This is a genomic window from Rhizobium sp. NPDC090279, from assembly GCF_044769665.1.
Taxonomy (GTDB): Bacteria; Pseudomonadota; Alphaproteobacteria; order Rhizobiales; family Rhizobiaceae; genus Rhizobium.
This window is the reverse complement of the sequence record NZ_JBIVYI010000005.1, coordinates 266721-289214: the sequence shown is the minus strand read 5'-3', so window position 1 is coordinate 289214 and position 22494 is coordinate 266721. Positions and strand designations below refer to the sequence as shown.

Here is a 22494-nt window from a genome sequence, read left to right as displayed (position 1 = left end):
TTTACCAGTTATAATTTTCGTCATGAGCTTTTCCTGGACCCCACATCGCTTTTCCGGTGGCGCGCTTGCGCTCGATGTCGCCAACAGCGTGATCCTGCGCCATGACGACGAGCGCCGGCTCGACCGTTTCGAGACGCCGGGGCAGATGGACAGCTTTCCGAAAGCGGCTATCAATTTCTGCGCCGAACGGGCGCTCTTCGGCGATATCCTGCCGGTGCAGAGGGAAAACCGGGGCGACTTCATCTCGTTGCGCGAGACGATCGACCGGTACTTCCGGGCACGCGTTCTCGGCGAGGCCGCCGACTTGCTGCTTGCGGATCTGCTTGCAGCGTTGGCGAAGGTACTGAAACGGGCGGCGACCGAGGGGCTTGATGCGGCGACCGTGCATTCGACGCTGCGGCTCATCGCCATGCCCGATCCGGAACGAATGAAGATCTGCCGCAACTGCGGCTGGCTCTTCATCGACCGCAGCAAGAACAAGAGCCGCGCCTGGTGCGACATGGCGGTCTGCGGCAACCGCGCCAAGGCAAGCCGGCACTACCGGCGCAAGAGGGAGGAGACTGCACCATGACAATACGAGGGATCATGCTGACAACGATGAGCGTTGGGATCATCGCTGGCCTGGCGCTGGCCGGCTGCCAGAGGAAGGACGATGAAGGCCCGACCCAGCTTACCGGTCGCCTCTTCGTGTTCAACTACCGCGTGGCGAGCGCGAGCTACATGATTACGCTCAAGAAGATCGCCCCGATCCCCGAGGGCACGACAGCCGTTGCGGAATTCGAAAATCCGGCCGGCGGCGATCCGCTTGTCGTCAACCAGAAGATTTATACGTTCTGGGACAAGATCACGCTGGAAAGCCCAGACCTGCGCTGCGTGCGCAAGGACCGCCCCTATGCAGTGTCAATCAAGCTGGTGGATGCCGGCGACAAGACGATCCAGACGATCAAGACCGAGGTCAAATCCGATCTCGACCAGACGGTGCTGCCGACGAAGCCGCTGGTCGTCGGGCCAGCCTACACCGCCAATCCGGATATTTTCAAAGGTGACGGCAGCGCCGATTATGGGAAGGATACGGCCTGCCCGGCGTGAGGCAGCTGCGGGATAGTCCCCTCTGCCCGCTTGCGGGGAGAGGGAGGCTAGTGTGCCCCGCATGAAAAAAGCCGGGACGCGAAATCCCGGCTTTCATGAGTCATTTCAAATCGTTCAGCGCTGGAGCTGAGAGGCCGATTCAGCCGACGATTTCGGTTTCTGCGAACCAGTAGGCGATTTCGACGGCAGCCGTTTCCGGAGCGTCCGAGCCGTGAACGGAGTTTTCACCGATCGACAGAGCGAAGGTCTTGCGGATCGTGCCTTCGTCAGCGTTAGCCGGATTGGTGGCACCCATGATTTCGCGGTTCTTCAGGATGGCACCTTCGCCTTCCAGGACCTGAACGATGGTCGGGCCGGAGGTCATGCCTTCGACGAGTTCGCCGAAAAACGGACGTTCCTTGTGAACGGCGTAGAAGCCTTCAGCTTCGCGCTTGCTCATCCATACGCGCTTGGAGGCGATGACGCGCAGGCCGTTGTCTTCAAAAACCTTGGTGATGGCGCCGGTCAGGTTGCGCTTCGTCGCGTCCGGCTTGATCATCGAGAAAGTACGTTCAATCGCCATGGGTCCATTCCTTGTAATTCAGAGAAAAGTGGGCGGTGTTTACCTGCCTCAAAGCCCGAAAACAAGGGGGATCGCCCAATTTCACGCCGCTGTCACAGTAGGAGCATCCGATTCGCAACCCACTGCGTGGCAAAGCGGTAGCTATCGGCGTGCTTCGCGATAACATCACCAAGACCACGGAGGAGAACCATATGCTCAGACATTTCAGAATGCTTGCCGATTACAATCGCTGGGCCAATGTTCAGGTCTATGATGCCGCGGCAGACCTCAGCGATGCGGAATTCCACGAAGATCGCGGCGCCTTCTTCGGTTCGCTCCACGGAACGCTGAACCATCTGCTGGTAGCAGACCGGCTGTGGATGCACCGCTTCAGCGGCACCGGCGAAGTACCGAGGGCGTTGGACGTCGCCCTGCACGACGATCTAGCCGGGCTTCGGACTATGCGAGAAGTGGAGGATCGGCGCATCACGGAGTGGGTAGAAGTGCTCGATGCCGATGCCCTTGCCGCCGACATCACCTATACATCCGTGCTGCGGCCAAGCGCCATTACCGTTCCTCTCCATCTGGCAGTGGCACATATGTTCAACCACCACACCCATCACCGCGGTCAATGCCACATGATCCTGACATCGATGGGCAAGCCGTCTCTGGTGCTCGACCTCCTGCACTTCCTGCGCAGCGAAGGACAGCAGTGGTTGTAACCGGGAGGCGAGCCATCATTTCCCGCCTTCGCTCAAGCGTTGAGCACATGCTTCATTTTGTTGCGCCGCAACGTGGATAAGACATTTTGTTCATGTTCCCTTAACCTGCCCGCCCGCAGATTGGTAAGATATATCAGCTCACGGTCAAAAGCAGGCATGAAGAATTCGCAGACAAGCGTTTCGGCATATTCCATCGACGATGATGAAACGGAAACCGAGCTCGAGGTTATCGGTCGCTTCATGACGCGGCTGAAGATCAAGAGCCTGCCGCGCAACTATCAGCTCTTTCACGAGGCGCTCTATGGACAGGACAGCCGTCTTGCCGAAGAGATCGAAGCGCTTGGTCCTCTCCCCCTGCAAAGCGGGCTCGACGAGATCGGCCTGAAACATCGCCTTGTCAGCCATTGCGGTCTGGTAGCGCGCAAATCGGAAAGTGACGCGGCGGAGATGCTGCGCGAGGTTGCGGATCAGCTGGCCAAGGGCCTGATGAAGAAGCAACATTTTGCCCGAGAGATCGACGCGGCCCCGCATGCCAATGCTGCCCTCGACTGTCTTAACGCTTCGCTCAGCAATCTCATGCTCTACGAGACCGAGCTGACCGAGAGGCTGAGGAACTGCGTCAACCTGCCGAAGTCGCCGCCCAGCGCGGGCGTCTGAACGCTTTCACACTCTTGCCTTCGGCGCCGAGTTCGGCCAAAACCGCGCCATGATTTCGATTTCAGACCTTTCCGCCCGCATTGCCGGCCGCCTTCTCATCGATCATGCCAACGTGACGCTTCCGGCGGGCACGAAGGCAGGTCTCGTCGGCAAGAATGGCGCCGGCAAATCCACGCTGTTCAGGATCATCACCGGCGATTTCGCCGCCGAGAGCGGCTCGGTCTCGATCCCGCGCAATGCGCGTATCGGTCAGGTCGCGCAGGAAGCGCCCGGTACCGAGGAGCCGCTGATCGATATCGTCCTGGCAGCGGACAAGGAACGCGCGGCATTGCTGGCGGAAGCCGAGACGGCCACCGATCCGCATCGCATCGCGGATATCCAGACACGCCTTGCCGATATCGACGCACATTCGGCCGAAGCGCGCGCCGCCAGCATCCTTGCAGGCCTTGGCTTCGACCACGAGGCGCAGAAGCGCCCTGCCTCCTCCTTCTCGGGCGGCTGGCGCATGCGCGTCGCTCTTGCCGCGGTCCTGTTCGCCGAACCGGATCTGCTGCTGCTCGACGAACCCACAAACTATCTCGACCTTGAAGGCACGCTCTGGCTCGAGGACTATATTCGCCGCTATCCGCATACGGTCATCATCATCTCGCACGACCGCGACCTGCTGAACACGGCGGTCAATTCCATCGTGCATCTCGACCAGAAGAAGCTCACCTTCTATCGCGGCTCCTACGACCAGTTCGAGCGGCAGAAGGCCGAGGCCGACGAGCTGCAGATGAAGGCGAAGGCGAAGAACGATGCGGCGCGCAAGCATCTGCAGAGCTTCATCGACCGCTTCAAGGCGAAGGCCTCCAAGGCGCGGCAGGCGCAGTCGCGCGTCAAGGCACTGGAGCGGATGGGAACGGTCGCGGCCGTCATCGAAGACCATGTGATGGGCTTCAGTTTTCCGGAGCCGGAAAAGCAGCCGGCGTCGCCGATCATCGCGATCAGCGGCGGCGCCGTCGGCTACGAGCCGGGCAAACCGATCCTGAAGCGCCTCAATCTGCGCATCGATGCCGACGACCGCATCGCTCTCCTCGGCTCCAACGGCAACGGCAAATCGACCTTTGCGAAATTCATTTCTAGCCGCCTCGATGCTGAGAGCGGCGATGTGAAGCTGGCACCGAACCTGAAGATCGGCTTCTTCGCCCAGCACCAGCTCGACGACCTCATCCCCAACCAGACCGCTGTCGAGCATGTGCGCCGCCGCATGCCCGAAACGCCGGAGGCCAAGGTGCGCGCCCGCGTCGCGCAGATGGGACTGGCGACGGAAAAGATGGACACGCAGGTCAAGGATCTCTCCGGTGGCGAGAAGGCGCGTCTCCTGATGGGCCTTGCCGCCTTCGACGCGCCGAACCTGCTGATCCTCGACGAACCGACCAACCATCTGGATATCGATAGCCGCAATGCGCTGATCCAGGCGCTGAACGATTATTCCGGCGCTGTTATCCTCATCTCGCACGATCGCCATCTGATCGAGGCGACCGTCGACCGGCTGTGGCTGGTGCGCGACGGTACCGTCTCGACTTTTGATGGCGACCTGGAGGAGTACCGCAACCTCGTCGTCGCCAGCCCGAAATCCAGGGACGGCAAAGCGGCGGCAAACGGTATCGACGATTCCGTTTCCAAGGCGGATCAGCGCAAACTCAATGCCGATCGCCGTGCCTCGCTCGCCCCGCTCAAGAAGAAGATCAACGAAATCGAATCCTTGACCGGCAAGCTTGAGAAATTGATTCAGGCGCTTGACGTGGAACTTGCGGACCCCGCCCTTTACGATAAGGCACCTGCCAAGGCCGCGGAAAAGGCAAAACAACGCGCCGATGCCGCCGAAAAGCTCGCGGCAGCCGAGGAGCAATGGCTGGAACTTTCATCGGAATATGAGAGCGGTATGGCAGGCTGAAACCTCGCCGCCGCCTGACGAATTAGGACCTAATCCTAACCGTTCATTAACCATAACTGCAGAAAATGCGCTCAACTTTCATAGACATATTGTTGAGCGATTCTGATGAACTACCGTGTGTTGCTGGCTGGCCTTGCCGTGTCTCTGGCTCTCGGAGGGTGTGCCACGAAACCAGGCAATGAAGCATCGCTCAAGAGCGGCTATGCCGCCGAAGAGCCGCGCCACAAGCCGCTGAAGGCCAATGATCCCGTGGAGATGGAGCCGAAGAAATGGCTCGTCGCCGATCTCGAGACCAAAGAGCTGGAGGATGCCAGCGGACCGCACAATTTGGCCGGCCGGACGCTGGAAGTCTCTTCGCTCAAGGATATCAGGCTCGCCGACAAGGAGGTCATCCTCACCTTCGACGATGGCCCTGCCCCCGGCAAGACCGAGCGCATTCTCGCCACACTCGACAAGTTCGGCGTCAAGGCCGCCTTCATGATGGTCGGGGAGATGGCGCAGGCTCATCCGGCAACGGCGCGCGAGGTGCTGGCGCATGGCGATGCGATCGGCAGCCATACCTTCCGCCATCCCGATCTCGACAAGATGACCTTCGACGCGGCGATGACCGAGATCGCCCGCGGCAAGGATGCCGTCACCAAGGCGATCGGCACGGACGTTCCCTTCTTCCGCTTCCCCTATCTTGCCGACTCCAAGCGCCTGCGCGCCGCCATCGCCGCCCGCGACATGGTCGTCATGGATGTGGATATCGACAGCAAGGATTACTTCACCTCGACGCCCGCCTCCGTGGTGGATCGCACCATGAAGCAGCTCCATCAGCGCGGCCGTGGCATCGTTTTGATGCATGACATCCACCAGCGCACCGTCAGGATGCTGCCGGTTCTGCTGAGCCGCCTCGAGAAGGAGGGCTACAAGGTCGTGACGCTGAAATACCGGCGCGAACAGGCCCCCGCGACGAATCTGATAGCCCAGGCCGACACCAGAATAATGCGCTGAAGGCGGTCAGCGCCGAAAAATATATCGCAAATACGGGCGCGGAAGCACAGTTGCTTCCGCGCCCGTATTTTGATTTGCTGGCAGGCGACCACTACCAACAATGGAATGGCGAGCCTCCATGCACCTCCACCTTGAACGTGACGACGATCCACAAACCCTGCAATTCGTCGCCGAGAAGGATGCCCAATCCGAGCAGCTGCTGACGACGCCGGAATTCGAGGCGGACCGCGTCGCGATCAAGGAGATGATCGAGCGCGAGGACCGGCTGATCGCCACGACCCGGCGCGGCAACTGGCTGTTCGATTTCCATCGCAGCGCCGATCATCCGCTCGGCCGATGGTATCGGCTGCCGGCCGATCTTGCTCCCCTGCCCGAAGCACCCTGGGAGCCGATCTTCGATCTCGACGCTTTCTGTGCAAGGGAAAACAAGCTGTGGCTGTGGCGAGGTGCGCTCACCTGCCCCTGGGAGCCGACACGGGTGCTGATCTGCCTTTCCGACGGCGGCTCCGATCCCATCCGCATGCTCGAATTCGACTGCGAGACCAAGAGCATCGTCGAAGGCGGTTTCGATACGCCCGCGGTGCGCAGCCACGCGACCTGGCTCAGCCACGACGAAATCGCCTATTTTGGCTCGATCGACCGTGAGTCATCAACGCGGTCGGGTTGGCCGCGTGTTGGCCGCCGCCTGAAGCGCGGCCAGGCGCCGGCGGATGCGCCAGTCCTCTATGCCGCCGCCGACAGCGACATCTACGGTTCCTGTTCGATCTTCGACCCGGTGCTTGCCGATCTCGTGACGGATGCCACAACCCGGCCGATCCGCATCTTCAGCGCCGGTCACGAAATCGGCAGTGCCAGCCACTTCATCGAGGATCGGGACGGCTCGCTGCGAAGGATCGATCTGCCTGAGGATATCGATTTCGGGTTCAATCACTCCCATCTCATCTGGCTTGCCAAGACCGACGAACGGATACCGACCGGCAGCCTGGCGCTGCAGCCTTTGCCGCGTGAGCCCGGTGACGCAGGCGCCGAGACGACACGCATCCTGTTTTCGCCCGGCGAGCGGCAATCGGTTTCGCAATTCCTGCTGATGCGCGAATGGTGCGTCTTCATCGTCTCGGACAATCTGCAGCCGCACCTTTTCGTTCTGGACCTGACAAAGCCGAACGCCGAAATTCAGGAAATCGCACTGCCCGAAGATGTTCAGGCCGTCTCCTTCCAATCGCTTTACTCGGACCTGCATCTCGGAGACGACACGCTGCAGATCTATGGCTCAGGCTTCCTGAAAACGCCCTCGTGCTATCACCTGAACCTCAGCAATCGCCGGGAGCCGCTGGAACTCAGGCATGTCGCCAACTCCCCCAGCTATTTCGACAGCGAAGGCATGACGTCCTTCCTGCTTGAAGCCACCTCCGAGGACGGTACGAAAGTTCCCTATCATATCGTTCTGCCGAAGAGCTGGACCAAGGGTGAGCTGCCTGTGCTGCTATACGGCTATGGCGGTTTTGATATCTCGCTCGGACCCTATTATTCCGGCGGCATCGGCCGTTGGTTGGAACAAGGCAACGGTTTTGTGACGGCCTATATTCGTGGTGGCGGCGAATTCGGCCCGAACTGGCACCGCGGCGCCAAGGGGCACGGCCGGCACAAAGCTTTCGCGGATTTCGCCGCGGTCGCCCGCGATCTCGTCATCCGCGGCTACACCAAGCCATCCCGCATCGCCGGAAACGGCGGCAGCAATGGCGGGCTTCTGACAGGCGTCATGACGACGCGCTATCCGCAGGATTTCGGCGCCATCTGGTGCCAGGTGCCGGTGCTGGATATGACCCGCTTTCATGTCTTCCCGGCCGGGAAAGCCTGGATCGACGAATATGGCGACCCGGACAATCCGATCGACCTTGAATATCTGCAGTCCTATTCGCCGCTGCACAACGTCAAGCCAGCTTCCGAGATCAGCTATCCATCGATCTATATCGAAAGCTCGAGCAACGATGACCGGGTTCATCCGTCCCATGCACGGCGGTTCGCAGCACAGCTGGAGGCGCTTGGCCACCATCCGCTCTTCCATGAGTTCGCCTCGGGCGGGCATGGCGGCGATGGGGCATCGATGCAGCTCGCAACGCGCACGGCGCTGGGCTACAGCTTTCTGCGGGAGACGATCGTGAAAGGGAAGAACCTCTAAGGCCGTCTTCCGGCTCCCTGCGAAAATCAATGGTTGTACCCGCTTCCGATACGCTTGAAACGCGTCGAGGGGCGTGGTTAGCTGCGGCCGTGATCACGAAGAGCGGGCGAGCCCGCCCGCTCGTATCCGGGGGGAGTCATACATGGATCGTCGTTCATTTCTGCGGAAAGCCGGCGTCGCCGGCGCCGGCTCGGTTGCGGCTGCTGCAACCCTTGCTGCTCCGGCCATTGCCCAGAGCAATCCGAAGATCAATTGGCGCCTGACGTCATCATTTCCAAAGTCGCTCGATACGATCTATGGCGGGGGCGAAGTGCTGTCGAAATACGTGTCTGAAGCCACCGATGGCAATTTCAACATCCAGGTCTTTGCGGCCGGTGAAATCGTGCCGGGCCTGCAAGCCGCCGACGCGACTTCGGCCGGAACCGTCGAGGCCTGCCATACGGTCGCCTATTACTACTGGGGTAAGGACCCGGTTTGGGCGCTCGGAGCGGCCGTTCCCTTCGCGCTCAATGCCCGCGGCATGAACGCCTGGCAATATCACGGCGGCGGCATCGACCTCTTCAACGAATTCCTGGCAACACAAGGGCTGATCGGCTTTCCCGGCGGCAATACCGGCGTGCAGATGGGCGGCTGGTTCCGCAAGGAGATCAATACGCTCGCCGACCTCAAGGGCCTGAAGATGCGCATCGGTGGCTTCGCCGGCAAGGTGGTGGAGCGCCTCGGCGTCGTGCCGCAGCAGATCGCCGGCGGCGACATCTATCCGGCGCTGGAAAAGGGCACGATCGATGCGGCCGAATGGGTCGGCCCCTATGACGACGAGAAGCTCGGCTTCTACAAGGTGGCGCCTTATTACTACTATCCCGGCTGGTGGGAAGGCGGCCCGACCGTGCATGTCATGTTCAACAAGGCAGCCTATGATGGCCTGCCGAAGGCCTATCAATCGCTGTTGCGCACGGCAGCCCAGGCGACGGACGCCAACATGCTGCAGAAATACGATTATCTGAACCCCGCCGCCATCAAGCGCGTCGTCGCCGAAGGCGCGAAGCTCAGGCCGTTCAGCACGGAGATCATGAACGCCTGCTTTGAAAAGTCGAACGAGGTCTATGCCGAAATGGAAGCCTCGAACCCGACCTTCAAGAAGATCTGGGAATCGATCAAGGGCTTCCGTGGCCAGCACTACCTCTATGCGCAGGTCGCCGAATACAGCTACGACGTCTACATGATGACGCTGCAGCGCTCAGGCAAAATCTGACCGGTTCGTAGTTCCGAAACAGAAAGCCCCGGAGCGGCGCTCCGGGGTTTTCGTTGTCGCTGGACCAAAAACGATACGAGCTATCTCGTTCAATTAAAGGACGGCGGCTGGCTGAGATCGTTGACCGGCGGCTTCGGCTGATCGCCTCCGCCCTGCCCGGCCGGCTTTTCGTCCAGCGGGCTGCCTCCGGGAAGCTGCAGGCCCGGCAGGCCGAGGCCGCCGCCATTGTCCTGGCCAGGTGCGCCAAAGCCCGGCACCTCGATCTTGATCGTATTGGGATCGACGCCCGTGCCTGCTCCCTTGTAGTGCATGACCATCTGCGGGAACATGATCGTCAGCGCCACCATCAGGATCTGGATGCCGACGAAGGGCACCGAACCCCAATAGATCTGTCCCGTCGTCACCGGCGCGATCTGCTTGCCTGTCACCTTGTCGAGATACGGCACGCGCGCGGCCACCGAGCGGAGATAGAACAGCGCGAAGCCGAAAGGCGGATGCATGAAGCTCGTCTGCATGTTGACGCCGAGCAGAACGCCGAACCAGATCAGGTCGATGCCCAGCTTGTCGGCCGCAGGTGCCAGCAGCGGCACGATGATGAAGGCAAGCTCGAAGAAATCGAGGAAGAAGGCCAGCACGAAGACGAGGATGTTGACGGCAATCAGAAAACCGACCTCGCCGCCGGGCAGCGACACCAGCAGATGCTCGACCCAGACATGGCCGTTGACGCCATAGAAGGTCAGCGAGAAGACGCGCGAGCCGATCAGGATGAACAGCACGAAGGAAGACAGTCGCGTGGTCGAGGCCAGTGCCGAGCGGATGACCTCCATGTTCAGCCTGCCCTTGGCCGCAGCCATCGCCAGCGCGCCGACCGCCCCCATGGCGCCGCCTTCCGTCGGCGTGGCGATGCCGAGGAAGATGGTGCCGAGCACGAGAAAGATCAGCGCCAAGGGCGGGATGAGCACGATGATGACCTGCTGCGCCAGCCGGGACATCACGTTGAACTTCAATCCCTTGTCCAGAACCGCAATGGCATAGATGAAGGCAACGCCGACGGTGGCGCCGAGAATATCGGCATTCTCGCCATAGGTCGGGGTCAGATAGATGTGGGCGGCATAGGCCATACCGGCGCAGATCAGCAGGGCGATCAGCAGCGAGGTCACGCCGGAGCCGAGCGAGCGGGCCTCCTTCGGCAGCGCCGGCATGGAATTCGGCCGGACGATCGACATGATCAATACATAGAGCATGTAGAGGCCCGTCAGCACCAGGCCGGGAATCAAGGCGCCGGCATACATGTCGCCGACCGAGCGGCCGAGCTGGTCGGCCAACACGATCAGGACGAGCGACGGCGGAATGATCTGCGCCAGTGTGCCGGAGGCGGCGATGACGCCGGAGGCCACCCGCCGGTCGTAACCATAACGCAGCATGATCGGCAGCGAGATCAGACCCATGGCGATAACCGAAGCCGCAACGACGCCGGTGGTGGCCGCAAGCAGCGCCCCGACGAAAATCACCGCATAGGCAAGACCGCCGCGGATAGGCCCGAAGAGCTGGCCGATCGTGTCGAGCAGGTCTTCGGCCATGCCGGATCGCTCCAGCACGATGCCCATGAAGGTAAAGAACGGGATCGCCAGCAGCGTGTCGTTGGACATCACGCCCCAGAACCGATCCGGCAGCGCGTTCAGCAGAGGCCAGGACAGGTGGATGGAGCCGCCCGAATAGGGCGCGAGCTCGACACCGATCCAGAAAAACAGCAGCCCGTTGGCCGCGAGCGCGAAGGCGACGGGATAGCCTATGAGCAGGAAAACAATCAGCGAGGCGAACATGATCGGCGCCATGTTCACGGCAATGAATTCGATCATCAGCGCAGCTCCCCTGTCGGCGTTTCGACCTCAAGGGGCGCGTGCGTCGGCACGTAGGGGGTTGGATCTTCCATATCGCCGCGCATGACGGCGATCTTCTTGATGATCTCGGAGATGCCCTGCAATGCCAACAGGAAGAAGCCGGCCAGCAATACCGCCTTGCCCGGCCAGATGGTCAGGCCGCCGGCACTGGAAGACACCTCTCCCGAGAGGAAGGAGGTGCGGACATAGGGCACGAGATCATAGACCATCAGGAGCACGAAGGGCATCAGGAACAGGCAGTGGCCGAGCAGGTCGATCCAATGCTGCACCCGGCGCGACAGCGAGCCGTAGATGATATCGATGCGGATATGCTCGTTCTGCCGGAGCGTATAGGCGGCGGCAAGCATGAAGGCCGCGCCGAAGAGATACCATTGCGCTTCCAGCCACGCATTGGACGAGGTGTTGAAGACCTTGCGGACGATGGCGTTTCCGGCGCTGACCAAGACAGCGACCAAGATGAGCCATGAGACCGATTTGCCAATAATCTCGGTCACATAGTCCACCATTCGGCTGAAGCCGAGTAATGTTTTCATGATTTTCCCCCCGCGGCGATTCTTCCCGGATCTTTTTGCCGCGCTGAGGCAGAGTGCCGATTTCAGGCTGTGAATCAAGAGCCGGTACTCGTTTTCCAAGCAGGATGGCACACGGGCATGATGGCCCAAGATTGGACCTTGGGCCTTCCCTTGCGATTTGCCGCCCCTTGCCCGAATGTGGCATTCTGTTAAAGATCGCATCAATAATCATACTAATCGAGAGACACCCATGTCCCCCATCAAGCTCGCCATCGTCGGCGTCGGCAAGATCGTCCGCGATCAGCACCTTCCATCCATTGCCAGCAACCCCGATTTCGACCTGATCGCCACGGCAAGCCGCCACGGCACGGTCGAAGGCATTCCGTCGTTTACCACCATCGATGCGATGCTGGAGGCCGTGCCTGAAATCAGCGCCGTTTCGCTCTGCATGCCGCCGCAATATCGCTATGAAGCTGCCTACAAGGCGCTGTCGGCCGGCAAGCATGTTTTCCTGGAAAAGCCGCCGGGCGCGACGCTGAGCGAAGTTGCCGATCTGGAAAACCTCGCGAAAGCCAAGGGTGTTTCGCTCTTTGCCAGCTGGCATTCGCGCTATGCGCCGGCCGTGGAGGCGGCAAAGAGCTTCCTCGCCGGAACGACTATCCGCAGCGCCCACGTGATCTGGAAGGAAGATGTCCGCCACTGGCATCCGAATCAGGAATGGATCTGGCAGGCCGGCGGCCTCGGGGTCTTCGATCCCGGCATCAATGCGCTGTCGATCGTCACCCATATCCTGCCGCCGCTCTTCTTGACCGGCGCGACGCTGGAATTCCCGGAAAACCGGGATTCGCCGATCGCCGCCGATCTGCATTTCAAGAGCGGAGCCGGCCTTCCCGTCCATGCCGAATTCGACTGGCGCCAGACCGGCAAACAGAGCTGGGACATCGTCGCCGAGACGGATGCCGGCCAGATGGTTCTGGCCGATGGCGGCTCCAAGCTTTCCGTCAACGGCGAGCTGACATTCTCCGCGCCCGAGGCTGAATATCCTTCGCTCTATCGCCGTTTTGCCGAGATCGTCAAAGCCGGGACCTCCGATGTCGACGTTTCGCCGCTGCGCCACGTCGCCGATGCCTTCATGCTCGGCAGGCGCAAATTCGTTGAAGCATTTTACGATTGATAGGCATTTCCTAGTGAAGACAATGCGGCCCGCGACGTGCTAGCGTGGCGCATTGTCTTCATCGGGGAGTTGCCGATGGCAACGGAAAATGAACAGCCTTTCGGGCTCGGCGTCGGTCACAAATCCGTCAGGCTCGCCGACCCGAACCAGAGCTGGCACGAGGCCTATTTGCTGGAGGAATCTGCCATTCGCAAGGCTCTCGGCGACCTCGCGGTCGATGTCCAGCATTTCGGCAGCACCTCCATTCCGGAGATCAAGGCCAAGCCGATCATCGACATCGCCGTCGCCGTGCGGCGCTTCGAGGACGGCCTTGCCTGTGTCGAGCCGATGGCGTCGATCGGCTATGTCTATGCCGGCAGCAATATCGTACCGGACGACCATATTTTCGGTCGCGATATCGAAGGCGACACCCGCACGCATCTCGTGCATGTGGTCGAACATGGCGGCCAAAATTGGCGCAATTTCCTGATTTTCCGCGATAAGATGCGCAGACGTCCGGACCTCGCTCACGCCTATGAGGCGTTGAAGATCGAGCTGGCCGCAAAATACGCCAATGATCGCGCGTCCTATACCGCGGCGAAGAAGGACTTCATCCAAAAAATCCTGGCAGAAGGCGAGTAGCACGCCGCTTCCCGGCAAGGCGAGAAGGAACTAGGCCTTCTTCTCCCAACGGCCTTCCTGCGTCTGCTGCCAATAGGTGAGGTTGTGCCCCTCGCCTTTCAGGCGCTTCCATTGCGCGCGCGCGCTTTCCAACTGTTCCTGATCGTACCCGTCGAACATCAGCACCACGCGCTGATAGGCGCCGACATCAGCAACCTCGGCGCCATCGATGAAGAAACGCACGGTGGCATTATTGATATTGTCCGTGGAAACCGTCAGCAGCACAGGCTGGCGGTTTGCCATCTCATCTTCATCGGTACCGTGCGGCAAAAAGCTGTCCTCGCGATAGATCCAGAGATGGTTATCGAGAAGATCGCGTCGTGCCGGCTCGCGCATCTGCACGGCGACCAGCCAGCCGCGCTCGACACTCTTGTCGATCAGCGGCGGCAGGGCGTCTTCGAGCTTCGATTCGGTCAGGTGATAGAAGAGAACGTCTGTCATGCCGCCTCTTCTATCTTACAAAGCAAGGCCGGTCACGATTCGTAATTGGTGCGGACCAGCTCATCGAGCAGGCGCACGCCGAAGCCTGAACCCCAGGACTGATTGATCTCGTCCTGGACCGATCCCATCGCGGTACCCGCGATGTCGAGATGCGCCCAGGGCGTCTCGCCGACGAAACGCTTGAGGAACTGGGCCGCGGTGATCGAACCGGCATAGCGGCCGCCGGTGTTCTTCATATCGGCGAACTTGCTGTCGATCATCTTGTCGTAGTCCTTGCCGAGCGGCATCCGCCACAAGCGCTCGTCGGTTTCAAGACCCGCCGCAGTCAACTCGCCCGCCAGCTTGTCGTCGTTACAGAACAGGCCAGCCTGCAGATTGCCGAGCGCGACGAGGATAGCTCCGGTCAGCGTCGCCAGATTAATCATGAATTGCGGCTTGAAGCGGTCGTTCGTATACCAGAGCGCATCACAGAGAACGAGCCGGCCCTCGGCATCGGTATTGATGATCTCGATCGTCTGGCCAGACATGGAGGTAACGATGTCGCCCGGGCGCTGCGCATTGCCGTCGGGCATGTTTTCCACAAGACCGATGACACCGATGGCGTTGACCTTGGCTTCACGCGCGGCAAGCGCATGCATGAGGCCGGTGACGGCCGCTGCGCCGCCCATGTCGCCCTTCATCTCCTCCATGCCGGCGGCCGGCTTGATGGAAATGCCACCGGTGTCGAAGACGACACCCTTGCCGATGAAGGCCACGGGCTTGTCCTTCGCCTTGCCGCCCTTCCACTGCATGATGACCAGACGAGGCGGGCGGGCCGAGCCCTGCGCCACGCCGAGCAACGCTCCCATACCGAGCCGGCGCATCTCGCGCTCCGTCAGGATCTCGATCTCGACGCCGAGCTTTTCCAGCTCCTTGGCCTTCGCTGCAAACTCCACCGGGCCAAGAACATTCGGCGGCTCGTTGACGAGATCGCGCGCGAGAATCACGCCGCCGGCCACGGCTTCGGAGGTCGCATAGAGCTTCTTGGCGGCCGCCGCCTCCTGGGTAACGATCGTCACCTTCACCGCTTTGCGGGAGGCACCCTTCTCATCGTCGTCACCCTTCTTCGTCTTATAGGTATCGAAGCTATAGGCGCGCAGAAGCATGCCCAGGGCAAAATCGGCGGCTTGCCGGGCACCGACCTCGATATTCGGCGCATCGAGGAAGATCGCGACTTTCTCCGTGTTGCGGATTTTTGCCGCCGCGCTGCCGCCAAGCTTCAGCCAGTCGTGCGCAGTCAGATCCTTGGCCTTGCCGGTGCCGATGACGATGATCCGGTCGACCGGCGACGCTTCAGGCGCGATGATATCCAGATTGCTCAGCGCTTTGCTCTTGAAGCCGGATACGGGTGCGGCCTTGGCGAAAACATTTGCCGGATCGGCGCTCTCGGCGCCAGCCGGCAGCTCACTGTCCGTGCCTTTCAGGAGAATGGCCAGACCGCCGCTGAGGCGAGCCGACTTGGCGAAGGAAATCTCGAATTTCACAGACATTTCTGCTCCGATAAATATGCGTCGTAGTGAAAGAACATTGCACAACCATCATTCAAGGTCTGGCTAGGGAATACAAGCGTTTGGCGCAGCATTCCTTATGTAGGGCGCCCGACGGCTTCAAATCCCTGTCATTTAGCGCAGCTAGACTGCACGCGATGGTGTTCTAGCCGCCGCGCGCGGTACAATCCTTGTCGGAAAGCCGCATTGATCATAGATTTCAACAGCCTCAATCGCGAAGATCGCTTTCCAGAGATTTTGCGTCCGCGCACCGCAGGCGATGCCTTCATCGCCCTCTTCTGTCTCTGGTGGGCTCTGCTGGGTCTGTTTTCGCTCTTTCCACAGATCGACCTTAGTGTCGCGAACATGTTCTTCCTGCCGCAACAATGTCTTGCGAGCGTAAAGCCCGATCAGATCTGCGGCACTTTCCCATTAAGCGGCGATCGGCACATGCAGTTGCTGCGGGAAGTGTTCTTTCAGCTGCCCTATATCGTCGCTGCCGTGCTGGTTTGGATGCTGTTCCAATGCTGGCAGCACCACGGAGCAACCTTCAACAAATTGCATGCGCGCAATCTCAAAGTCGCGCTCGGCTCCTTGCTCATAGGCCCGGTGTTGATCGTCAATCTGTGGCTGAAAACCTTCTCCGGCCGCCCCCGCCCGCGCCAGACGGATCTCTTCGGCGGCACGTTCGATTTCGTGCATGCGGGATCTTTCGCCGGCAAATGTGTCAGCAACTGCTCGTTCATCTCGGGCGAAGCCGCGGCGGCGGGTTGGCTGTTCTGTCTGATCCTCATCATCCCTCAGCCGCTCAGATCAGCTGCCGCTCCGCTGATTGCAGCCGTTTCACTGCTGATTCCAGCACTTAGAGTAGCCTTTGGCGGGCATTATCTCTCCGATGCTATCCTCGGTTGGCTCTCCTCGCTTGTCATATTCGCCGCCCTGCTGGCGTTATCTCAAACGACACACGACAGAAGAATCTCGGAAAATTAACGAATTTTTTTCGAGTTGGTTGTCGCCAAAAAAACGTAAACAGCGTAGAGGAGGGTGAATCTCTGTCGGCTCGCTCGGCAGCTGTTGCGTTTAAGGGCCGGCATGAAGTTATTCGAGACATATATCGTACGGCGTGTCGGTATGATGTTCCTGGTGGCCCTGCTGCCAGTGCTCGCCATTATTTGGACCACACAGGTTCTGCAGCGCATCAATCTCGTGACGGATAGCGGTCAGTCGATGGGGTCCTTCGCGAAGCTCGCGACGCTCATTCTGCCGACGATCATTCCGATCGTTCTGCCCTTCGCACTTGTCATCGGCATCACCCAGACATTGACCGCGATGAACAGCGATTCCGAGCTGACCGTCATGGAGGCCGCGGGCGCAAAACGCAGCATCATCATCCGGCCGATCATGATTCTCGCGATCGCGATCAGCGCGTTTTCGTTCTTTGTCGATAATGTCGTTGAACCAAAGGCGCGCGTTGCCGCCCGTCAGATGGTTGCCGAAGCCTATGCGGACCTTCTATCCACAGTGATTGAAGAGAAGAATTTCCGACGCATCGAAGACGGTCTCTACGTCCAGATTTCCCAGCGCATGTCGGGGCGAATCCTCAAAGGATTGTTCGTAGTCGATTCTCGCGACCCAGCCTTCGACCTTATCTATTATGCGAAGGAAGGAGCCGTCGATCCGAGCGGCACGTCGCTGCTGATGAAGGACGGCGAGGTTCATCGCAAGACGCCCGATGGCAACGTCTCCGTCATCAAGTTCGATTCCTACTCCTTCGATCTATCGGACATGACGCAAAGCCGCGGCCAGGCAAATGCACGAGCCAGCGATCGCAGCCTTGGTTTCCTGCTCAATCCGGACACCAATGATCCGGATTACAAGCAAAGACCTGGCGATTATCGTGCCGAATTGCACCGCCGCCTCAACGACTGGGCGCTGCCGGCAATCTTTGCTCTCATATCCCTGGTGATTGCCGGTGACGCGCGGTCACATCGCGAGGCGCGGCTACATCCGATGGTGTCGGCGCTGACCATATCCTTCGCGCTGCGCTGGGCAGATTTCTACGCTGCCAACCAGATCGACAATTCAGCCAAATTCATCGGCGTTCTCTACGCGTTCAACATCGTTTCGGCCCTTGTCGCCATCGCCCTGCTGTTGCGGAACCGAAAGATGTCAATGCCTGTCTCGATCCGCAATCGCCTCAGCAACTGGCGGCAGAAAGTTCAGGACCGTATGCCGACTGCCCCGGGCAGCTCCAACGGGGGCGGTGCATGATTTTCGGCACGCTCGGGCGCTATTTCTTCACGCGTTACATAGTGACGACGTTCTGGTTCTTCCTCGGCGTCATCTCGATCGTCTACCTCGTCGATTTCAGCGAAACCGCTGGCCGGCTTGCGGGGCTGCCTGGATATACCGTCTCCATCGGCCTGCTGATGACGGCAGTCCGACTGCCGTTCATCCTGCAACAGACGGTACCGTTCATCGCGCTCTTCGTGGGCATGACGGTACTGATAGCCCTCAATCGCCGCCGCGAACTGGTCATCGCGCGCGCGGCTGGCATCTCGGTCTGGCAGTTTATGATGCCCTTCGTGATGGGTGCCTTCTGCGTCGGGCTCATGACCATGCTCGCCCTCAATCCGGTAGCTGCATGGGGCCAGCGGCATGCCGAAGCGATCGAAGCCGATCTGCGCGGCGACCCGTCCTATCGCAATACACTTTCTATTCCGTGGCTGCGGCAGTCCAACGGAAAAGACGACACAATCATCGGTGCCAAGGCCATCCTGGACAATGGAACGACGCTGATGGGCGTCGTGTTTATCCACTTCGATTCACAGGGAAATATCGTCCTGCGGCAGGATGCGCAGTCGGCAAAATTGGAAGATGGTTACTGGCTTCTTAACAATGTCGTCGAACGGCGGCCGGGGGAGATTCCCGACCATAAGAGTTCGATACAAGTCCGTACGAATCTGAAACAAGATTTCGTCTCGCAACGTTTGGCTCAACCGGAAACCATTGCTTTTTATGATCTTTCTAATCGAATAAAGGTCGCACGCTCCTTCGGCATATCGACCAACGCACTTGAGACACAGTTTCATTCGCTGCTGTCACAGCCATTCCTTCTCGTGGCAATGACGCTGATAGCAGCAACTGTGTCCCTAAAATTCAGTAGATTCAATCAATCGCGCTCTGTGATTCTGGGTGGAATACTCTCCGGCTTCGTGCTTTATGTTGTCACCGTGCTTGTAAAGGCATTCGGGAGCAGCGGAGTGGTTCCTCCCTACGTGGCGACATGGATACCCGTGATCGTCGCATTGGCATTCGGAGCAACGATCCTGCTTCATCAGGAGGACGGCTAAGTGGCGGCAGGCAACCGCAAGAGTATCAGAAAATTTGTGGCTGCCCTCGTTACGGGCACGGCCACGTGTGCATATATTTTGAGCCCGGTCGTCGCTTACGCCCAGGTCAACAATAATAATGCCAGCAATAACAATGGCGCTGCCGGCACTGCTACCTCCCCTATCAAGGTGAAGGTGCCGGAAGGCGCAAAGCTAGTCCTTTCGTCCAACGAACTGGTCTACAACAAGGATACTCAGATCGTCACCGCAAGCGGTGCGGTCCAGATCAACTATGGCGGCTACAAAATGGTCGCCCAGAAGGTCGAGTATAATCAGAAATCCGGGCGGATGACAGCTCTCGGCAATGTGGAGCTGATTACCCCGGACGGCAATCGCATGTACGGTGACAAAATGGACGTCACCGACAGCTTCTCCGACGGCTTCGTGAACGCCCTGCGCGTCGAGATGCCTGACAATACCCGCATGGTCGCCGAAAAGGGCGAGAGGGTCGGCGGCACACAGCTCATTCTGACGAAGGGCGTCTACACCGCTTGTATGGCCTGTTCCGAACAGGGGCGCGCGCCACTGTGGCAGGTCAAAGCCCAGCGCGTCGTCCAGAACGGCGTGACGCATACCATACGTCTCGAACACGCTCGCTTCGAGCTGTTCGGCCTACCGATCGCCTACGTCCCGTGGATTGAAGTTCCCGACAACACGGTCAAGCGCAAGTCCGGCTTTCTGTTTCCATCGGCGAGCGTTTCTCAGCGTCTCGGCGTCGGTGTAACGGTTCCTTATTATTATGTCATTTCGCCGAGCATGGATGCGACGGTTACCGCAACGGGCTATTCGAACCAGGGCCTGTTGCTTCAAGGTGAATTCCGTCAGCGGTTCGAGAATGGCACGCATGTCCTGCATGTGGCCGGCATCAATCAGATGGACCCGGGCGTCTTTAGCTCCGGAACCAGCGATGCCGAGCACAAGACTCGCGGCATGATCAATTCCAAGGCGGACTTCAAGATCAATCCCCGCTGGTCTTTCGGCTGGGATGTGATGGTGCAGAGTGATAACAACTTCTCGCGCACCTACGGACTGGACGGGGTGAACCAGAGTACCCATACCAACCAAGCCTACCTGACCGGTATCGGAAAGCGCAATTTCTTCGATATGCGCGCCTTCTACTATAACGTGCAGGATGCCGACAATAACAGCACTGCGCAAAAGCAGCAGGCATACGTCTATCCAAGCATCGACTATGATTATGTCGATCCCAAATCGGTTTACGGCGGTGAACTGTCTGCGAAGATGAATTTCACGCACCTGTCGCGTGACAAGACATCCGTGCTCGATGCCACTACCGCGCTTGGCGACTCCAGCCTGAATGACCGCTATCTTGGTCTTTCCGGAGATTATACCCGCCTGAGCACCGAGGTGCAGTGGCAACGTACATTCACCACGGACCAAGGCCTGGTGTTGACACCGCTGGCGGCGCTTCGCGGCGATGTCTACGGCCTGGACATGAATGGGCCTGCAGCCGGAACTTACTCGGGCAATTACGACACGAGCGACTATGCCTCACGCGGCATGGCAACCTTGGGCCTCGAGGCCAAGTATCCCTTCCTCATCACGACAAGCAACAGCACGCATGTGTTCGAGCCGATCGCACAGATCTATGTGCGCCCGGACGAACAGCTTGGCGGGCGGCTGCCGAACGAGGATGCGCAGAGCCTGGTCTTCGATGCGACCAATCTGTTCGACCGCGACAAGTTCTCCGGCTTCGACCGTGTAGAAGGCGGCACGCGAGCGAACGTTGGATGGCGCTACACGGGCAGCTTCGACAACGGCTACAAGTTGCAGCATATTTTCGGTCAGTCCTATCAGCTTGCCGGACGCAACTCCTTCGCCACCACGGATCTTGCGGGCGTCGGCTCGGATTCGGGCCTTGAAACGACCCGCTCCGACTACGTCACCATGTTCGGCCTGACGACGCCGCAGGGGATCTCGCTGGCAACGTCCTATCGCTTCGACGAGAAGGATTTTGCCTTCCGTCGCGGCGATACATCCGTCGGCTTCTCGAACGATATATTCCAGACATCTCTGATCTACACGCATATTGCTGCCCAACCGCAGTACGGTTTCACCAGCAATCAGGACGAAATCCAGTCGCGCGCGCAGATCAAGTTCAAGGAATACTGGTCTGTCTTCGGCACGGTCAGCTACGATATCAACAATAATCAGATCACCCGCCAAGGCATCGGCCTTTCTTATGAGGACGAATGCACGATCCTCAACATTTCGTTCCTCAATAAAAAGGATACGACCGCCAATTCGGCAAGCGACTGGTCGATCGGCGCCCGCCTGACCTTCCGTACGCTTGGCGATGTCAACCTTGGCAGCGTCCAGGACGCAACGTTCTGACATGGATCGAAACTGCGTGGGAGCCGGCTTCACCGCCGGCTCTTTTGCGTCGAGGCGGTTTGCCGCTTCCGGCGTCATTGTTTCGCCGCAAGGATTTTGCAATTCATCGCGCTTGATGTAGACATGTGGCGCAAAGTTGCCGTATTGCGCGACAGGCATGCCGATACGGCACAATGCTGGCAGGAAATACCTTTGGGAAGGGGTAGTTGATGTTTTCTGGAAAGACACCGATGCGCGCTCTGGTGTTCGGGGCAGTGGCCTTGGTTATGGCGAGCTTTGCCGTGCCGAGCAGCGATGTTGCTTTCGCGGCAAGCGAAGTGAAGGTCCTCGTCAACAGCCAGGTGATCACATCCGGCGACATTGCCAAGCGCGTTGCCTTCCTCAAATTGCAGCGCCAGAAGGGCGATCTGAACAAGCTCGCCAAGGATCAGCTCGTCGACGAAACGCTGAAACGTGCGGAGATCTCCCGCCTGCGCATGTCCGTTTCGACGACGGATGTCGATGCCGCCTTCGGCCGTTTCGCCGCCAGCAACAAGATGACGGTCGCACAGCTCAGCCAGATTCTGGACAAGACCGGCGTCACCGTCGATCATTTCAAATCCTATATCGCCGTTTCCATGAGCTGGCCGCGGATTGTCAATGCACGCTTCGGCGCCAGAAGCCGGATGTCGAACGACGATCTTGTGACACGCATGACGGAAAACAAGACGAAGCCGGTCACGACGGAATACTTCCTGAAGCAGATCGTCTTTGTCGTGCCGGCCGCAAAGCGGAATGCCATCCTGAATGCGCGCAAGGCTGAAGCCGAAGCGTCGCGGTCCAAGTTCCCGGGCTGCGACCAGGCAAAGGTCTTTGCCGCAACCATGCATGACGTCTCCGTCCAGGATCTCGGCCGCGTGCTTGCACCGGAGGTTCCGGAAATTTGGAAGCCGCTGCTGGAAAAAGCGTCCGGCAACACGACCTCTCCCATCATCACCGATCGCGGCGTCGAGTATGTGGCCATTTGCTCGCAGCGCCAGGTGAACGATGACGTCGCCGCGGCTGCCGTGTTCCGCGCCGAGGATCTCGGCAAGAACAATGCAGAAGGCGTCAGCGCCAACGACAAGAAATACATGGATGAGCTGCGCTCCAAGGCGCAGATCGTCTATCGCTGATTGA

General features: G+C 59.5%; 20 protein-coding genes. 15 read left to right on the top strand and 5 right to left on the bottom strand.

Going from position 1 to position 22494, the window contains the following annotated elements; genetic code table 11:
* The first annotated feature begins 22 nt into the window (after positions 1-22).
* Positions 23-571, top strand: a complete 549-nt coding sequence (locus ACIQWP_RS14640) for a CGNR zinc finger domain-containing protein (protein WP_402788325.1) — start codon at positions 23-25, stop codon at positions 569-571.
* The gene (locus tag ACIQWP_RS14635) at positions 568-1089 is read left to right on the top strand and encodes a hypothetical protein (protein ID WP_402788323.1); all 522 of its coding nucleotides are present in this window, start codon (positions 568-570) and stop codon (positions 1087-1089) included. The genes ACIQWP_RS14640 and ACIQWP_RS14635 overlap by 4 nt, the downstream gene beginning before the upstream one ends.
* A 139-nt stretch (positions 1090-1228) precedes the next feature.
* Here the strand turns inward: ACIQWP_RS14635 and ndk are convergent, their stop codons facing one another.
* Positions 1229-1651, bottom strand: coding sequence for a nucleoside-diphosphate kinase (gene ndk / locus ACIQWP_RS14630; RefSeq protein ID WP_174174205.1), 423 nt, complete (start codon positions 1649-1651; stop codon positions 1229-1231).
* 191 nt (positions 1652-1842) lie between these two features.
* On the opposite strand from ndk, the gene ACIQWP_RS14625 reads away from it, so the two are divergent.
* The 6 genes from ACIQWP_RS14625 to ACIQWP_RS14600 all read left to right on the top strand — a co-directional run bounded on the left by ACIQWP_RS14625 (position 1843) and on the right by ACIQWP_RS14600 (position 9375).
* Positions 1843-2352 carry a DinB family protein gene (locus tag ACIQWP_RS14625; protein WP_402788320.1) on the top strand — a complete coding sequence of 170 codons (510 nt, stop codon included), beginning with the start codon at positions 1843-1845 and terminating at the stop codon, positions 2350-2352.
* 156 nt (positions 2353-2508) lie between these two features.
* Positions 2509-3009, top strand: a complete 501-nt coding sequence (locus tag ACIQWP_RS14620) for a hypothetical protein (protein WP_402788318.1) — start codon at positions 2509-2511, stop codon at positions 3007-3009.
* A gap of 49 nt (positions 3010-3058) precedes the next feature.
* A complete protein-coding gene (locus ACIQWP_RS14615; RefSeq protein WP_402788316.1) occupies positions 3059-4948 on the top strand; it encodes an ABC-F family ATP-binding cassette domain-containing protein in 1890 nt (629 codons plus the stop codon).
* Between the two features lie 105 nt (positions 4949-5053).
* On the top strand, positions 5054-5944 hold the full coding sequence (locus tag ACIQWP_RS14610; RefSeq protein ID WP_402788314.1) for a polysaccharide deacetylase family protein: 891 nt from the start codon (positions 5054-5056) through the stop codon (positions 5942-5944).
* Positions 5945-6062: 118 nt separating this feature from the next.
* Positions 6063-8123, top strand: coding sequence for a prolyl oligopeptidase family serine peptidase (locus ACIQWP_RS14605; protein ID WP_402788312.1), 2061 nt, complete (start codon positions 6063-6065; stop codon positions 8121-8123).
* 142 nt (positions 8124-8265) lie between these two features.
* The gene (locus ACIQWP_RS14600) at positions 8266-9375 is read left to right on the top strand and encodes a TRAP transporter substrate-binding protein (RefSeq protein ID WP_402788310.1); all 1110 of its coding nucleotides are present in this window, start codon (positions 8266-8268) and stop codon (positions 9373-9375) included.
* A gap of 89 nt (positions 9376-9464) precedes the next feature.
* Here ACIQWP_RS14600 and ACIQWP_RS14595 read toward each other — a convergent pair whose 3' ends face one another.
* Both ACIQWP_RS14595 and ACIQWP_RS14590 read right to left on the bottom strand, forming a co-directional pair.
* On the bottom strand, positions 9465-11234 hold the full coding sequence (locus ACIQWP_RS14595) for a TRAP transporter large permease subunit (RefSeq protein WP_402788308.1): 1770 nt from the start codon (positions 11232-11234) through the stop codon (positions 9465-9467).
* Positions 11234-11809 carry a TRAP transporter small permease subunit gene (locus ACIQWP_RS14590; RefSeq protein WP_402788306.1) on the bottom strand — a complete coding sequence of 192 codons (576 nt, stop codon included), beginning with the start codon at positions 11807-11809 and terminating at the stop codon, positions 11234-11236. The genes ACIQWP_RS14595 and ACIQWP_RS14590 overlap by 1 nt, the downstream gene beginning before the upstream one ends.
* Positions 11810-12038: 229 nt before the next feature.
* Between ACIQWP_RS14590 and ACIQWP_RS14585 the strand changes: the two genes are divergently transcribed.
* On the top strand, positions 12039-12962 hold the full coding sequence (locus tag ACIQWP_RS14585) for a Gfo/Idh/MocA family protein (RefSeq protein ID WP_402788304.1): 924 nt from the start codon (positions 12039-12041) through the stop codon (positions 12960-12962).
* A 75-nt stretch (positions 12963-13037) separates the two neighbouring features.
* Positions 13038-13583: a GrpB family protein gene (locus tag ACIQWP_RS14580; RefSeq protein ID WP_402788302.1), complete on the top strand. Its 546-nt coding sequence runs from the start codon at positions 13038-13040 to the stop codon at positions 13581-13583.
* Between the two features lie 30 nt (positions 13584-13613).
* Here the strand turns inward: ACIQWP_RS14580 and ACIQWP_RS14575 are convergent, their stop codons facing one another.
* Both ACIQWP_RS14575 and ACIQWP_RS14570 read right to left on the bottom strand, forming a co-directional pair.
* Positions 13614-14063 carry a DNA polymerase III subunit chi gene (locus ACIQWP_RS14575; RefSeq protein ID WP_402788300.1) on the bottom strand — a complete coding sequence of 150 codons (450 nt, stop codon included), beginning with the start codon at positions 14061-14063 and terminating at the stop codon, positions 13614-13616.
* Positions 14064-14095: 32 nt separating this feature from the next.
* Entirely contained in the window at positions 14096-15592 is a 1497-nt protein-coding gene (locus ACIQWP_RS14570; protein WP_402788298.1) for a leucyl aminopeptidase, read from the bottom strand.
* Positions 15593-15796: 204 nt separating this feature from the next.
* On the opposite strand from ACIQWP_RS14570, the gene ACIQWP_RS14565 reads away from it, so the two are divergent.
* The 5 genes from ACIQWP_RS14565 (at position 15797) to ACIQWP_RS14545 (ending at position 22490) form a co-directional block, all read left to right on the top strand.
* Complete coding sequence (locus ACIQWP_RS14565) at positions 15797-16579, top strand: phosphatase PAP2 family protein (protein ID WP_402788296.1); 783 nt, start codon at positions 15797-15799, stop codon at positions 16577-16579.
* 102 nt (positions 16580-16681) lie between these two features.
* Positions 16682-17860: an LptF/LptG family permease gene (locus tag ACIQWP_RS14560; RefSeq protein WP_402788294.1), complete on the top strand. Its 1179-nt coding sequence runs from the start codon at positions 16682-16684 to the stop codon at positions 17858-17860.
* Positions 17857-18942 carry an LPS export ABC transporter permease LptG gene (gene lptG / locus ACIQWP_RS14555; RefSeq protein WP_402788292.1) on the top strand — a complete coding sequence of 362 codons (1086 nt, stop codon included), beginning with the start codon at positions 17857-17859 and terminating at the stop codon, positions 18940-18942. The genes ACIQWP_RS14560 and lptG overlap by 4 nt, the downstream gene beginning before the upstream one ends.
* Positions 18943-21336: an LPS-assembly protein LptD gene (locus tag ACIQWP_RS14550; protein WP_402788290.1), complete on the top strand. Its 2394-nt coding sequence runs from the start codon at positions 18943-18945 to the stop codon at positions 21334-21336. It begins immediately after the preceding gene.
* Positions 21337-21602: 266 nt separating this feature from the next.
* Complete coding sequence (locus tag ACIQWP_RS14545) at positions 21603-22490, top strand: peptidylprolyl isomerase (RefSeq protein WP_402788733.1); 888 nt, start codon at positions 21603-21605, stop codon at positions 22488-22490.
* Positions 22491-22494: the final 4 nt, after the last annotated feature.